Genomic DNA, 13,449 nt, shown 5'->3' on the forward strand with positions numbered 1-13,449 from the left:
CAATCTGCACCCGGGCCGGGCTGTTAGCCCGTTATGTATTGTTAGGGGGTGAGAGGGCCGTGTTGGTCAGGCTTGTTGCCGTTCGCGTCGTTATTCGAAGACGGCGTCGAAGATTTCGACGTCGATCAGCACTGGCTTGGCGACGACCGCGCCTTCGGGTTGCAGCGTCAGCGTGCGCCGAAGGGTTGGAACCACGATGCCGTTGAAGCTCTCATGGGCCCAGGAGTAGTGCGCGACACGTGCGCCGAGCAGATCGTGATCGGTCCGTCTCTGCAGCGAGCTGCCGTCGAAATAGAAGACTTGCTCGGACGCGAAGCTGATCAGGCCCGGCGGGAATTGCGCGCGTAGGCGCCGCCAGGTCTCACTGTTCTCCTGCCACGGCGGCAGCTCCTCGATCGCGACGTCGGGACGGGCGAGGAGGAACGGCGTGGTGAGATAGTTCCAGATCTGGACGCCGCAGAAGAAGACCAGATGCAGTTCGTCCGCCAGCGCGTGTGTGCCATTGGTCGGGAAAGCAAGACTGGGGTTGCGCCAGGTCCGCAGCACCTGGCCATCGAGGCTTTCGATCGTGATCGCGTCGGGCGCAAACGCGCCGGACCGCTCGCCGCCGGTGATGCCGGTGAAGCGGACCGATTGCGTCCGCGTCGATCCCTCCGCGGTGACGTCCTTGAATTCGCGCGCATGTCCGGCGTCGGAGAACAGGGCCCCACCAACGGAAAGATGCAGCGTGAACCGGCTCAAGCTGTTCCAGCGGGCCAAGCCCCCGCAGGCGTCGATCGCATCGTCAAGAAGTGCCATGTCTCACTGCATCCACCATGAATTGTCGTCACCATGGCGGGGCGGGGGCGGCTTGGCGTGTTAGAAGTTGTTAGGAGTTGCAAGAGCCCGGTGGCACGGTATCCCGTTGAAGATGCTCCTAATTCAGCGCGTTCAGGAGCCCCTTGGCCGCGACAAGGTCGCGGCTCGACAGGCCTTCCTGATATTGCCCGACCAGCGGCGCGAGCAGGGCCTGCGCATCGCCCTTTCGTCCGGCCCGCTGCCAGACGCGGGCGAGGCTCATTGCACCCCGCAGCTCCCAGCCGCGCGCACATTGCCGGCGCGACAAGGCAAGCGATTGCTGGAGACAGGCTTCGGCCTCCGTCGCCCTGGCGGATTGGACCAGGATGTCCGCCTTGACCCGGAGCATTTCCGGCATGTCGAAGGATTCGCCGTGATCGCCGATCTGGGCGATGGCTTCGTCGATCGTTCGCAAAGCCTCCCCGGACTCGTTCTGGGCCGCCAGGCCTTCCGCGAGCGTCGTTGCAAACACCGTGGTCATGATCCGGTGCCGCGTGGCGTATAGGGTCGCCTGGCTGCGGCGGAGATGCTCGATACCGCCGGCGATGTCCCCGCGGCGGAGCAGGAGTTCGCCCTTCTGGCCAATGCCGACGGCGTGATAAGGGCCGAGGAAGTGCCGTGCGGAGTGGTCGATCAGCCGATCGATCAGGCTTTCGGCGCTGGCCCAGTCGCCGACCCACAGAAACACGTAGATGGTCCAGATCAGGGAAATGCCGAGCGTCAGGGGTTGCTCGAGCTGCTCGGCCTGGCGCACCGTGTATCGCGCCGCCTCGATGGCACGATCGGGCCGGCCGCTGAGCCAGAGCCCACGCGCCAAGGCGACCAGCGCGACAATGCGGTCGTCATAGCCGAGATGGCCGATATTCAGTCGCTGCGAGCCCGGATTGTGCACCATCGCGCTCTCGCAAAACTGAACGGCCTTGTCCTGATTCCCGATCAGATGATGCGCCACGCCCAGCATCCATTCGACGTTCAGGGTGCTGGTGGGGTCGTTCAGCTTCCTGGCGACGCCTTCGCCCTGTATGCCGGTGCCGAGCGCGCCGTGAAAATCTCCGACGCGGGTCAGGTAGATGTGCAGTCCGCGCAACAGCCAGAGCTGCCAGTGCAGGTCGTCGAGGGCCTCGGCCAGTTGCAGGCTTCGCGTGAAGGCCGACCGGACGCCGTCCGTATTGCCTTGCGTGAACATCACGGAGACGCCGAGCGCCGCCTGCAAAGTCATTTCCTTGCGACTGTCGAAATGATCGGCCGAGGCGAGGGCCTGCTGGGTCCAGCTATGGCATTCCGTCAGCAATGTCAGCTCGAGGAAGAACTGCGCGGCCGAAGCGGCCAGGTCGACGGCGAGCGCGCGGTCGCCGTGCTCCGAGAAGCTCCAGGTTAGCGCGGCCCGCACATTCGGCAGATGGTCGGCATAGGGCAGGAAGCCGCCCGCGCTCTGCATGCCCGTCGATTTCACGGAAATGTCGTGCAGGAAGTCGCGGAAATATTCCGCGTGGGCGCGCGCCACGCGAGGCGCTTCTCCGCTCTCGATGAGCTTGTCGCCCACGAAGGCGCGAGTCGTATCGAGCAGGCGGTATCTCAGACGTCGTTCTGCCGGCGACGTCGCAATCAGGGATTTCGACAGCAAGTTCGAGATCGCCTCGACCGCTTCGGCCTCGTCGATGCCCTGAGATGCGGCGACCGCGAGCGCAGCTTCGAGCGTGAACGGCCCGACGAATGACGACAGGCCGCGCAATGTCGCGCTCTCGGCCTGGGGCAGGAGGTCGTAGCTCCAGCTCAGCGCCGCGCTCAGCGTCTGGTGCCGGGGTATAGCGGTGCGGCGCCCCCGCCACAGAAGCGAGAAACGGCTGTCGAGCAGCGAGGCCGTGCCAGCGATCCCGTAGGCGTTGACCCGTCCGGCAGCTAGCTCGATCGCAAGGGCAATGCCGTCCAGACGCCGGCAGATATCGGCGACGAGCGGCGCATCCTCTTCACTGAGCTCGAATTCGCTGAGGCTTTCGGCAATCCGCTCGACGAAAAGCTGGCTCGCCGGATAGGCCAGAATGTCGGCCATGCTGAGCCCGTCGCGTTGCGGCGGACAATCCAGCGGAAACAGCCGGTACACCCGTTCGCCCTCGGTGCGAAAGGACTCGCGGCTGGTGGCGAGAACATGCAGTCCCTCGGCTTCCCGCACCATGCGCTCCGCCAGCGGAGCGAGCTCGTCGATGATGTGCTCGCAGCTGTCGAGGACGAGCAGCGTCCGGCGGTTGCGCAATGACGTCAGCAACCCCGGTATCGGGTCGTCGGAATTGACGGTCAGGCCAAGCGCGGCGGCAATCGTGCCGGGAACGAGCCGCGGCTCCGTCAGCGCGCCGAAATCGACAAAGCAGACCTGCCCCTCGAATTCCGCATGCTGACCATGCGCGACCGCAAGTGCGACCGAGGTCTTGCCGATGCCGCCGGGGCCGACGATGGTGACGAACCGATGCAGGGACAGTTCAGCCGCGATCTTCTCGACGGCGTCGTCTCGGCCGATCATCCTCGCGAGCGGGGCAGGTATGGACCGGACCTGGGACACAGGCGCGTGTGGCCGGCTCTCCGCAGGCGCGGCGCGAAGCAGCGGCGCGGCGAAACAATAGCCGCGGCCGGGCACGTTGACGACGTAACGGGAGCCTTCGCCGCCATCGCCCAGCGCTTTGCGCAGGGACGTGATGTGAAAACGCAGGCTGCCCTCATCGACATTCACATCGGCCCAGATCCGCTTGACCAATTCCCGCTTGTCGATCACCTCGCCGGCACGTTCCGCGAGAAAAATCAGGATGTCGAGCGCACGTCCGCCAAGATGAAGCGGCACGCCATCCTTCTCGAGCAGCCGCGCCCGGGGAAGCAGCCGAAAGGCCCCGAAGGAAATGGCTGAGTCCTGGTCGTTGGTGTCCGGCACGCGCCATGATTCCGATGAAAGGAAAGTGCTTCTGTCTGTTTGATCTACCAGAACGAGACCGTGAGTAAATCGGCCGAAAGCGGCGAAATCGAGCAACACACGCAGGATTGCTCGAACGAAACGCTACAAATTTCGCTTAAACGCGAACGGCTTATGCCGTGATCGGGAAAAGTCCGTCAGTGTCGGAATGCTCCAAGCAGCAGTCATGTTTTGCCGCCGTCATGCGCAGGCGATCATAACACAATCTTGCAACGTCTAACGAGCGTGAGCCGCGCGACTGTATCAGTATAGTTTTCGAGTTAGGCCTATTTCCAACGGGGGAGGCTATCATGCCCGAAATCAGCTCTCGGACGAACGACCGGCGCGTTCGATCTCACTTTGTCGCCAATCTCGACGATGTCTCGCGTGATTGGGAACTCGTGCTGCGCGAGTCGCACCATCGCATGAAGAACACCCTGACGCTCCTGGGTGCGTCAGTCCGCCGCGACTTCACGCGGGCGGGGACCAGGGACATGTCGGTCGCCGTTGACCGGCTGGAGCGGCGCATCGTTGCCTTCGGCCGGCTCTACCAACTTCTGTCCGACAATGACGATCTTGCGATGGTCTCCATCGAGGCTTTCTTCGGAGGGCTTTGCGGAGCACTGTCGGAGGCGGTGCTGGAACCGGCGGGCGTCCGCTGCGAGGCATCGATCGAGAGCGGCGCCCTGCCGGCTTGGCAGTGTCACCGGCTTGCACTGATGCTGACGGAGCTGGTCACGAATGCGGCAAAGCATGCCTTTCCGAACAAGAAGGGCGCGCTGATCCGCATCGAGGTGGCGAGCCGCGAGGGCGGTTGGCTCTGCGCGGTCACCGACAATGGTGTCGGCGCGACCGGGCCGCTTCAGGGTGCCGGCAGCCGGATCCTGGAAGGCCTGGCGCGCAGCATCGATGCCCGGATGCAGGGCGAGGCCGGGCAGGGCGGCACACGCGTGACGATAGCAATGCCGCTCGCTGTCGCCTGAGGAAGCGGCCGCGCTCGCAATCGCTAACGAGCCATAACATCCCATAACGAGCATTATTCCCGAACTTTCGCGAAAGTCGTGGTCTCAGAAGCGGGTCTCGGTCGCGAGCCCGTACCTCAAATCAGGGAGTTCGACATGACCACCACCGAGATCAATCGTCCCGCCGACGCCCAGTCAGCGAAATCGCGCACAGTCGACCTCAAGCTCGAGGTCGTCGTGATCCCCGTGTCGGATGTGGATCGCGCGAAAGCCTTCTATGCGAATCTGGGCTGGAGGCTGGATGCCGACTTCGCCTCGGGAGACGGTTGGCGCGTGATCCAGTTCACGCCGCCGGGCTCTGCCTGTTCGGTGATCTTCGGCAAGAATGTCACGCCAGCGGCGCCCGGTTCGGCGCAAGGCCTGTATCTGATCGTCTCCGATCTCGAAGCGGCACGGCAGGATTTGCTCGCGCGTGGCGTCAAGATCAGCGAATCCTTCCATGGTGGCGGCGATGTTCACGCCGGAACGGACGAGCCGTATCTCTTCGGCACTGTCCGGCTCAACGGCGCTGATCCGAAACGCGGCAGCTACAGCTCGTTTGCTTCTTTCAGGGATCCCGACGGCAACGGTTGGCTATTTCAGGAAATCACCACGCGGCTGCCCGGTCGTATCGATACGACGGACACCGCATTCACCTCGTCAAGCGAACTTGCGCGCGCGTTGCGCCGCGCGGCGGCGGCGCATGGTGAGCACGAGAAGCGCACCGGCGTGCACGACGAGAATTGGCAGGACTGGTACGCCGATTACATCGTGCGCGAGCAAGCCGGCCAGCCGCTGCCGACCTAAATCGCGAGCTTGGATGGCTGGATCGATGGTCACGGCGCGCGATGGTTCATCGCGCGCCGTGATGCGTTTAGGTTCCGAAGATCGTCCCTCGTCAACTTGCAGCGCTGCGGCACGACGACTCGCAACGGCTAACGCAGCCTAACAATCCATAACGAGCCAACGGCCGGTGTCTGAGCCAATCTGCTTTTCAGGACGAACCGATTTGTCGATCTCGAATTTCGGTCAACGTCACAGACCAGAGCCAGGGAGATCCAAAATGACGACGCAAACACGAGCCGACATGATGAACCCCGACCGCCGTCAACTGCTGGGCCAGGCCGCGATGATAGCTGTTGCAGCAGGCACGGCGAGCCTGTTTCCGACACATCCGGCGAAGGCCGCCGCAAGCGGCGCAATCCGTCCATTCCACGTCAACGTGCCAGAGGAAGATCTGCTCGATCTGCGCCGCCGCCTCGCAGCGACACGCTGGCCGGATCGCGAGATCGTCACCGACCAGTCGCAGGGCGTGCAGCTCACGACCGTCCAGCAGCTCGTGCGCTACTGGCAATCCGACTACGACTGGCGCAAGATGGAAGCGCGGTTGAATGCCTTGCCGCAATTCGTCACCGAGATCGACGGCGTCGACATTCACTTCATTCACGTGCGTTCCAGGCACGAGAATGCCTTGCCGATGATCGTGACCCATGGCTGGCCGGGCTCGATAATCGAGCAGATGAAGATCGTCGGCCCGCTGACCGATCCGACCGCACATGGGGCCAAGGCCGCGGACGCGTTCGACCTCGTGATCCCCTCGCTGCCCGGTCATGGCTTCTCCGGCAAGCCGTCAGAGCTCGGTTGGGATCCGCAGCGTGTGGCACGCGCCTGGGTCGTGCTGATGAAGCGGCTCGGTTACAATCGCTACGTTGCGCAGGGCGGCGATTGGGGCAATGCGGTGACGGAGCAGATGGCGCTGCTGGCACCGCCCGAGCTGCTCGGCATTCACACCAACATGCCGGCAACCGTTCCCGACGACATCGCCAAGGCGCTTCAGCCCGGCGGGTCGAAGCCGTCCGGTCTCTCTGCGGACGAGAATTATGCCTACGATCAGCTCGACGATTTCTACAAGCACGGTCTCGGCTACGCGATCGAGATGTCGAACCGGCCGCAGACGCTCTATGGACTCGTCGATTCGCCGGCCGGCCTGGCGTCATGGATGCTCGATCACGACGCGCGCAGCACCGCGATGATCGCGCGGGCCTTCGACGGCAAGGCCGAAGGGCTGTCGCGGGATGACGTCATCGACAACATCACGCTCTACTGGCTCACCAACACGGCGGTCTCGTCGGCGCGTTTGTACTGGGAGAACAAGCTGGTGTTCTTCGCGCCCAAGCACGTGAACATCCCGGTCGCCGTCAGCGTCTTCCCGGACGAGATCTACGCCGCACCGCGCAGCTGGGCCGAGAAGGCTTATCCCAAGCTGATTCACTACAACCGCCTCGACAAGGGCGGCCACTTCGCGGCCTGGGAGCAGCCCGCGCTGTTCTGCGCCGAAATGCGCACGGCGTTCCGTCCATTGCGGCAATCGATCTGAGGCAAGCAGGACGCACGGGGCTACGCTCGTCTTCGCCCTTCAAGACCACATCAGGAGTGCACATCATGAACCGTCCCGAACGCACCTTCACAACAGAACAAATCCGACTGGAGCGGCGCCTGCCGACATATTGGCGCGTCACCTTCGACATGCCGCCGGTGAACATCTTTGGTCCGAAGCACCTGCCAATGCTCAACGACATCATCACCGCGATCGAAAGGTGAAGGTCGTGGTGTTCGACAGTGCCATCGAAGGCTTCTTCATCACGCATTACGACTTCCTGGCGCCGCTGGAGGACTCTCTGAGCGTCCCGCCAGGGCCGACCGGGCTGCAGGCGCTGCCCGACATGCTGGTGCGCCTGAGCCGTGCACCGGTGGTGTCGATTGCCTCGATCCGGGGCCGCGCGACCGGTGTCGGCAGTGAGCTCGCGCTCGCAAGCGACATGCGCTTTGCCAGTCGCGAGAAGGCGATCCTGTCGCAATGGGAGGTCGGTGCGGGCCTGGTGCCTGGCGGCGGGCCGATGGCGCGGTTGCCGCGCTTGATGGGCCGCGGCCGTGCGCTGGAGGTCCTGCTGAGTGCCGACGACATCCATGGTGATCTTGCCGAACGCTACGGTTACGTGAACCGGTCGATGCCGGATACGGAACTCGATGGCTTCGTCGAGGCGCTCGCCATGCGTATCGCCACTTTCGACAAGGACGCGATTGCGGAGACCAAGCGTCTGGTCGATGTCGCAAGCCTGCCGCCGGATGAGGAAATCAAGCCGGAGTGGGGCGCGTTCATAGGAGCTCTTGGTCGTCCCGCGAGCCAAACCCGGATCAAGGCGCTCATGGCGCGTGGTTTTCATCGCGCGGGCGACGTCGAAAACCGGCTGGGTTTCCACGTCGGACAGATCGGCATCTGATGGAACCGCTGCGGCGCTCGACCGGTTGGAGGGCGACACGGCAGGCACGCCGGGATAGCCTTGCACCGGTGCGGAGTGCCGCCAAACGACCACAAGCAATCAAGGAGAAAACAGATGATCCGCAAGGCAAAAGCAGTATGGCAGGGCACCGGTCGCGACGGCACCGGCCACCTATCGAGCGAATCCGGCGTGCTCGCCGAGACGCCCTATTCGTTCAAGACGCGCTTCGAGAGCGAGAAGGGCACCAATCCCGAGGAATTGATCGCAGCCGCCCACGCCGGCTGCTTCACCATGGCGCTGGCCTTCGGTCTTCAGCTCGCGGGCTTCACGCCGACTGAGCTCTCCACGGAGGCCGCGGTCACCCTCGATCCCGATGGGAAGGGATTCAAGATCAGCAAGTCGGCGTTGACCCTGCGCGCCAAGGTGCCGAACCTCGACGATGCCGGTTTTGCCAAGATCGCCGGCGAGGCCGAGAAGAACTGTCCGGTGTCGAAAGTGCTCAACGCGACGATCACGCTCGACGCGAAATTGACCTAGCCAACCCGCGGAGACGGCATCATGCCACGCCAGCATCAACCGGATGAAGACAGTTTCCGGGCGATCCTGCCCGAGGATATCGACTGGAAGCCGTTTCCAGCATTTCCGCCTGGCGCGCGGCTTGCCGTCATGGTCGGTCATCCCACCGAGCCCGGCCCCTATGTGGTCCGGGTGAGGGTGCCCGGCGGCACCAAGCTGATGCCGCACAAGCATCCGGAGGACCGGATCTATACGGTCATGTCGGGCGTCTTCTACATCGGACTTGGTGAGACCTTCGATGGCGATCGGGTGAAAGCCTATCCTCCGGGCAGCGTGATTGTCCTGCCCGGCGAGACCTGGCATTTTCATTGGGCGAAGTCCGGCGAATACATCACGCAGGTGTCGGCGATCGGACCGCTTGGTCTGGAGTATCACGATGATCATGATGACCCTCGCTTGCACGTGGCGACGCAGTAAGGTCAGATCATCCGAATTGACGAGATGGAGCATCAAATGACGACAGAGCGCGCAGTTTTGGCCGGAGGCTGCTTCTGGGGCATGCAGGATCTCATCCGTAAGCAGCCCGGCGTGATCTCGACGCGGGTCGGCTACACCGGCGGTCGGGTGAAGAACGCCACCTATCGCAATCACGAAGGTCATGCCGAAGCGATCGAGATCATGTTCGATCCCGCGAAGACCAGTTTTCGCACCATGCTGGAGTTCTTCTTCCAGATCCACGACCCCACCACGCTCAACCGCCAGGGCAATGATCGGGGCACGAGCTACCGCTCAGCGATTTTCTACACATCGGACGAGCAGAAGCGCGTTGCCCAAGACACCATTGCCGATGTCGAGGCATCGGGTCTGTGGCCCGGCAAGGTGGTGACGGAAGTCGCCCCCGTTGGCGAATTCTGGGAGGCCGAGCCTGAGCATCAGGATTATCTCGAACGCTATCCTGACGGCTACACCTGTCATTTCATCCGGCCCGACTGGAAGCTGCCGCGACGCGCGGTGGCTGCGGGGAGCTAGCGATGGCCAAGGGATACTGGATCACCCTCTATCGCTCGATCTCCGATCCAGAGGCGCTGGCGGCCTATGCGAAGCTCGCAGGTCCGGCCATCATCGCCAATGGTGGCCGGTTCCTCGCCCGTGGCAATGCGGCGAAGGTCTACGAGCAAGGCATCGCGCAGCGCGCCACTGTGACCGAGTTCGACAACCTCGAGCTCGCCGTGGCGGCGCACGACAGCCCCGCCTATCAGGACGCGCTCAAGGTGCTCGGCAATGCCTGCGAGCGCGACGTCCGCATCGTCGAGGGATTGGGCTGAACCCAAGGACATGTTTACCCGGGGGACGAGCGATGACTGAAGCTTGTGAGATGAGCGTTCCCCGGTGGCATTCGTCGTTGCGGTTGGCCGTGCCGCCGTCCGTCACCCGCAAATCACATCCACCGCCTTGCGGGCAAGCTCCTTCAGTTCGGCGCGGGAGGTGCCGGCGCGGGCCCGGATTGCGATGGTATGCATCGTGGCCGCCGCCAGGACGGCGAGCGCCGCGGGATCGGTATCGCGCTTCAGTTCGCCCTTGTCCTTTGCAAGACGGAATCGTGCCTCGAAATCAGCGTCGATCGCGCGAAGTCCTGTCGCAACGCTCTTTCGGATCGCCGCATCTTCTGCGGTTTCGGTAACCGCAGTTCCGAGCACAAAGCAACCACGGGCGTGTCCCTTGCCCGAAAAGTAGATGGCAAGGGCCGCGTCGTAGGCGAGCATCAGCGCTTCGTTTAGGGGGTGGTCCCCCGCGAGGGCGTCGCGCGTGGCGGCGAGGCTGACGTCCCAATAGCGGGCGAGCGCCTCGAGGTAGAGTGCGTGCTTGTTGCCGAAGACTGCATAGAGGCTCGGCGGGCTCATGCCGGTGGCCGCCGCGACCTTGTCCAGCGAAGTTCCGGAGTAGCCGGTCTTCCAAAAGGTTTCGGTTGCTCGCTTGAGGGCCGTTTTAGCGTCGTAGGCGGGTGGCCGTCCGCGGCGTGCAGGGAGCGTTTCGCTGGTTTTTCGCGCCATATCGTCAAGACCCCGGTTGTCGTGCCTGGTTACAGATATTTGTATGGACCGTTATAAAAATCAAGATGCGGAGACTTGATTGCCGGTTCATGGGACCGTATTTGTAACGAACGTTAGTTAATTGAAGGCGAGGATTTCGATGCGTTTCAATTTCGCGCCAATCGCCGGCTGGTGGGGCGATCGCATGAGTTTCGGCGGGAACGAAGCTGCTGGCCAGTCGGTCCAAGCGGAACTCGGGACGCGGCTGCGCCGGCCCCTGATGCTGGCCGTGCCGGTCATTGTGGCCGTGTTCGGCACCTCATTGTATCTCGCCCAGGAGCGATACGTTTCGACCGACGACGCATTCGTTCGAGCCGCGAAAGTGACCATCAACGCCCGGGTTTCCGGTCAGGCGATTGAGATCGCAGTGCACGACAACGAGCGCGTTCATCAGGGACAGGTCCTGTTTCGGATCGATCCGGAGCCCTACCAGATCGCCGTCGATCAGGCGGAGGCCCGGCTTGGCAGCGCGCGGCTCCAGATCGAATCTCTCAAGGCGACCTACCGTCAGCAGCAAGCGGAGTTGCAATCTTCAAAGGATTCGGCTGCCTTCGACGAGCGTGAGTTCGACCGCAAGAAAATGCTCGTGGCTTCCGACTTCACGCCGCGCGCAGTCTACGAGCGGGCCGAGACGGATATGAAGGTCGCCCGCCATCGCACGGCGTCGATCGAACAGCAGATCGCCAACACGATCGTCGCGCTCAGCGGAGATCCCGATATCGACGTCGATCGCCACCCGACGGTTCGCGCGGCAAAGGCGCAGCTCGATCGCGCGCGGCTCGATCTCTCTTATGCCACCGTGACGGCGCCCGACGACGGCATCGTGACGAAGGTCGATGATTTGCAGATCGGCGGCTTCGTCAATGCCGGAGCGCCCACATTCTCCCTGCTGTCGAGCCGACATGTCTGGGTCGAGGCGAATTTTCGGGAAACCGGTCTGACCCACATGCATCCCGGTCAAGAAGCGACGATCGACGTCGATGCTTATCCTGATCGCAAGTTCAAGGCGCATGTCGACAGCATGAGCCCCGGCACCGGATCGGACTTCTCGGTGCTGCCGCCCGAGAATGCAACCGGGAACTGGGTCAAAGTCGTTCAGCGTTTGCCGGTGCGTCTCGAACTCGATGATCTCGATCCGACCCGTCCCCTGTTTTCGGGCATCAGCGTGACGGCGCGGGTCGATACCGGCTATCGCCGCACCTGGCTGTATCTGCTCCGACCCGCGTTCGCGACGGAGGGCAAATGAGTACGACAGTCCCGTCAGCCGCCGCCAACGGGAGGCACCACACGATCGCCGCGGCTGCTCTCTTGGCGACCTACATGCAGGCCGTCAACATCTCGATACCGAACGCCGCGCTACCGCACATTCAGGCGACGCTCTCGATGGCCAATGACGAGGTCGGCTGGGTCTTTTCGTCCTATATCGCCGCGAGTGCCGTGACCATGTCGATCACGCAGTGGTTGGCGGCACGTTATGGCCGAAAGCAGGTCTATCAGGTCGCCGTGGCGATCTTCGTGCTTGGCCTGGTGCTCGATACAGTCGCGACCACGTCCATCCAGTTTGTGCTGGCCCGGATCCTCCAGGGCGCGGCGAGCGGGCCGCTTGCGCCGCTTTCGCTGGCGATCCTGCTCGAGGTGACGCCGCCGGCGCGACATGCCCGCATGAGCCTGGCATGGACCGTGTGTTCCTTGCTCGGCATCAGCAGTGGCCCCGGCATTGGCGGTTGGCTCAGTGAATATCAGGGTTGGCCGTCGATTTTCTATTTCAGCCTGCCGATGACGGCATTCATCTTCCTGACGATGGCCCAATCGCTGAGCGAGAAGCGGGCGGAGCGGAGCCAGTCCTTTGACTTCTTCGGTCTGACAACTTTCTCCGTCGGCATGATCGGGCTGCAAATGCTGCTTGACCGCGGCGAACGCCTCGAATGGTTTGCCTCGACGGAGATCTGGGTCGAAGCGATCGCCTCGATCCTGGGCTTCTATCTCTTCATCGTCCACGTCATGACGACCAGGGAGCATTTTCTCCGCACCGCGCTGTTCAGGGACCGCAATCTCGTGCTCTCGACGGTCATCTCATTTGCACTTGGCTTCGTCCTGCTGCCGACCCTGGCTTTGACCTCCCCGATGCTCGAGGAATTGCTCAACTACCCCGTCGATACCACGGGCTATATGACCATTCCGCGCGGTGTGGCGCTCGTGGGAGCGCTGGTGCTGACGAGCCTGGTTCCGGCGCAGGTCGACAGCAGGCCGTTCCTCATCGGGGGAATGACGCTGGTGGTCTATGCCAATTGGCTGATGCTCGGCTATTCACCGGCGATGGATTGGCGGCCGGTGGTCGAGGCAGGCCTGCTCCAAGGCGCCGGTATCGGCATGTTGCTGCCGACGCTCGCCAGGGCCGCGTTCGGCACGCTCGATCCGAAACGTCGTCCGGAAGGCAGCGCGCTGATCAACCTGTCGCGCCTTTATGGCAGCACCATCGGCATCGCCGTGGTCCAACTGTTCTTCTACGCCAACACGCAGGCCGTGCACGTCGCACTCGCCAAGAACCTGACGCCCTATCGTGTCGCCGCTTATTTCGGAGGCTCGATCGGCAAGCCGGGCCTTGCCGCGCTCAACGGCATGGTGACGCGGCAGGCGGCAACGGTCGCGGTCATCGACCAGTTCGAGATCCTGATGTTCGCCATGCTCGTCGTGATCCCGCTCGTCTTCTTTCTCCGCAAGCCGCGGCCCGCCGGTTAGCGCCGGGGAGCCGTGAAATGACATCGCATCATCAATTTCGATCACCTCGT

12 protein-coding genes and 1 pseudogene are annotated in these 13,449 nt (G+C 63.2%); 10 read left to right on the forward strand and 3 right to left on the reverse strand.

Annotated elements, in window-relative coordinates:
* Positions 1-90: 90 nt before the first annotated feature.
* Together NLM32_RS18680 and NLM32_RS18685 are read right to left on the reverse strand one after the other, a co-directional pair.
* Positions 91-798, reverse strand: coding sequence for a hypothetical protein (locus NLM32_RS18680; RefSeq protein ID WP_254130382.1), 708 nt, complete (start codon positions 796-798; stop codon positions 91-93).
* Between the two features lie 118 nt (positions 799-916).
* Positions 917-3,754 carry a winged helix-turn-helix domain-containing protein gene (locus NLM32_RS18685; RefSeq protein WP_254130383.1) on the reverse strand — a complete coding sequence of 946 codons (2,838 nt, stop codon included), beginning with the start codon at positions 3,752-3,754 and terminating at the stop codon, positions 917-919.
* 329 nt (positions 3,755-4,083) lie between these two features.
* On the opposite strand from NLM32_RS18685, the gene NLM32_RS18690 reads away from it, so the two are divergent.
* From NLM32_RS18690 to NLM32_RS18725, 8 genes and pseudogenes are all read left to right on the forward strand, one after another.
* On the forward strand, positions 4,084-4,755 hold the full coding sequence (locus tag NLM32_RS18690) for a sensor histidine kinase (protein WP_254130384.1): 672 nt from the start codon (positions 4,084-4,086) through the stop codon (positions 4,753-4,755).
* A 135-nt stretch (positions 4,756-4,890) separates the two neighbouring features.
* Entirely contained in the window at positions 4,891-5,580 is a 690-nt protein-coding gene (locus tag NLM32_RS18695) for a VOC family protein (RefSeq protein ID WP_254130385.1), read from the forward strand.
* Between the two features lie 256 nt (positions 5,581-5,836).
* Positions 5,837-7,150 (forward strand): epoxide hydrolase family protein, encoded by a 1,314-nt coding sequence (locus NLM32_RS18700; protein WP_254130386.1) that lies wholly within the window; start codon positions 5,837-5,839, stop codon positions 7,148-7,150.
* A gap of 65 nt (positions 7,151-7,215) precedes the next feature.
* Positions 7,216-8,054 (forward strand): annotated as a pseudogene (locus NLM32_RS18705) (enoyl-CoA hydratase/isomerase family protein).
* Between the two features lie 114 nt (positions 8,055-8,168).
* Complete coding sequence (locus NLM32_RS18710) at positions 8,169-8,591, forward strand: OsmC family protein (protein ID WP_254130387.1); 423 nt, start codon at positions 8,169-8,171, stop codon at positions 8,589-8,591.
* Between the two features lie 21 nt (positions 8,592-8,612).
* Positions 8,613-9,047 (forward strand): cupin domain-containing protein, encoded by a 435-nt coding sequence (locus tag NLM32_RS18715; protein WP_254130388.1) that lies wholly within the window; start codon positions 8,613-8,615, stop codon positions 9,045-9,047.
* 36 nt (positions 9,048-9,083) lie between these two features.
* Complete coding sequence (gene msrA / locus NLM32_RS18720; protein ID WP_254130389.1) at positions 9,084-9,599, forward strand: peptide-methionine (S)-S-oxide reductase MsrA; 516 nt, start codon at positions 9,084-9,086, stop codon at positions 9,597-9,599.
* A gap of 2 nt (positions 9,600-9,601) precedes the next feature.
* Complete coding sequence (locus NLM32_RS18725; RefSeq protein WP_254130390.1) at positions 9,602-9,895, forward strand: DUF1330 domain-containing protein; 294 nt, start codon at positions 9,602-9,604, stop codon at positions 9,893-9,895.
* Between the two features lie 102 nt (positions 9,896-9,997).
* Here the strand turns inward: NLM32_RS18725 and NLM32_RS18730 are convergent, their stop codons facing one another.
* Positions 9,998-10,621: a TetR/AcrR family transcriptional regulator gene (locus NLM32_RS18730; protein ID WP_254130391.1), complete on the reverse strand. Its 624-nt coding sequence runs from the start codon at positions 10,619-10,621 to the stop codon at positions 9,998-10,000.
* Between the two features lie 139 nt (positions 10,622-10,760).
* Here NLM32_RS18730 and NLM32_RS18735 point away from each other — a divergent pair, with 139 nt between their 5' ends.
* Together NLM32_RS18735 and NLM32_RS18740 are read left to right on the forward strand one after the other, a co-directional pair.
* A complete protein-coding gene (locus NLM32_RS18735; protein WP_254130392.1) occupies positions 10,761-11,906 on the forward strand; it encodes an HlyD family secretion protein in 1,146 nt (381 codons plus the stop codon).
* Positions 11,903-13,399, forward strand: coding sequence for a DHA2 family efflux MFS transporter permease subunit (locus NLM32_RS18740; RefSeq protein ID WP_254130393.1), 1,497 nt, complete (start codon positions 11,903-11,905; stop codon positions 13,397-13,399). The genes NLM32_RS18735 and NLM32_RS18740 overlap by 4 nt, the downstream gene beginning before the upstream one ends.
* Positions 13,400-13,449 lie beyond the last annotated feature (50 nt).

Source organism: Bradyrhizobium sp. CCGUVB14, from assembly GCF_024199935.1.
Taxonomy (GTDB): Bacteria; Pseudomonadota; Alphaproteobacteria; order Rhizobiales; family Xanthobacteraceae; genus Bradyrhizobium.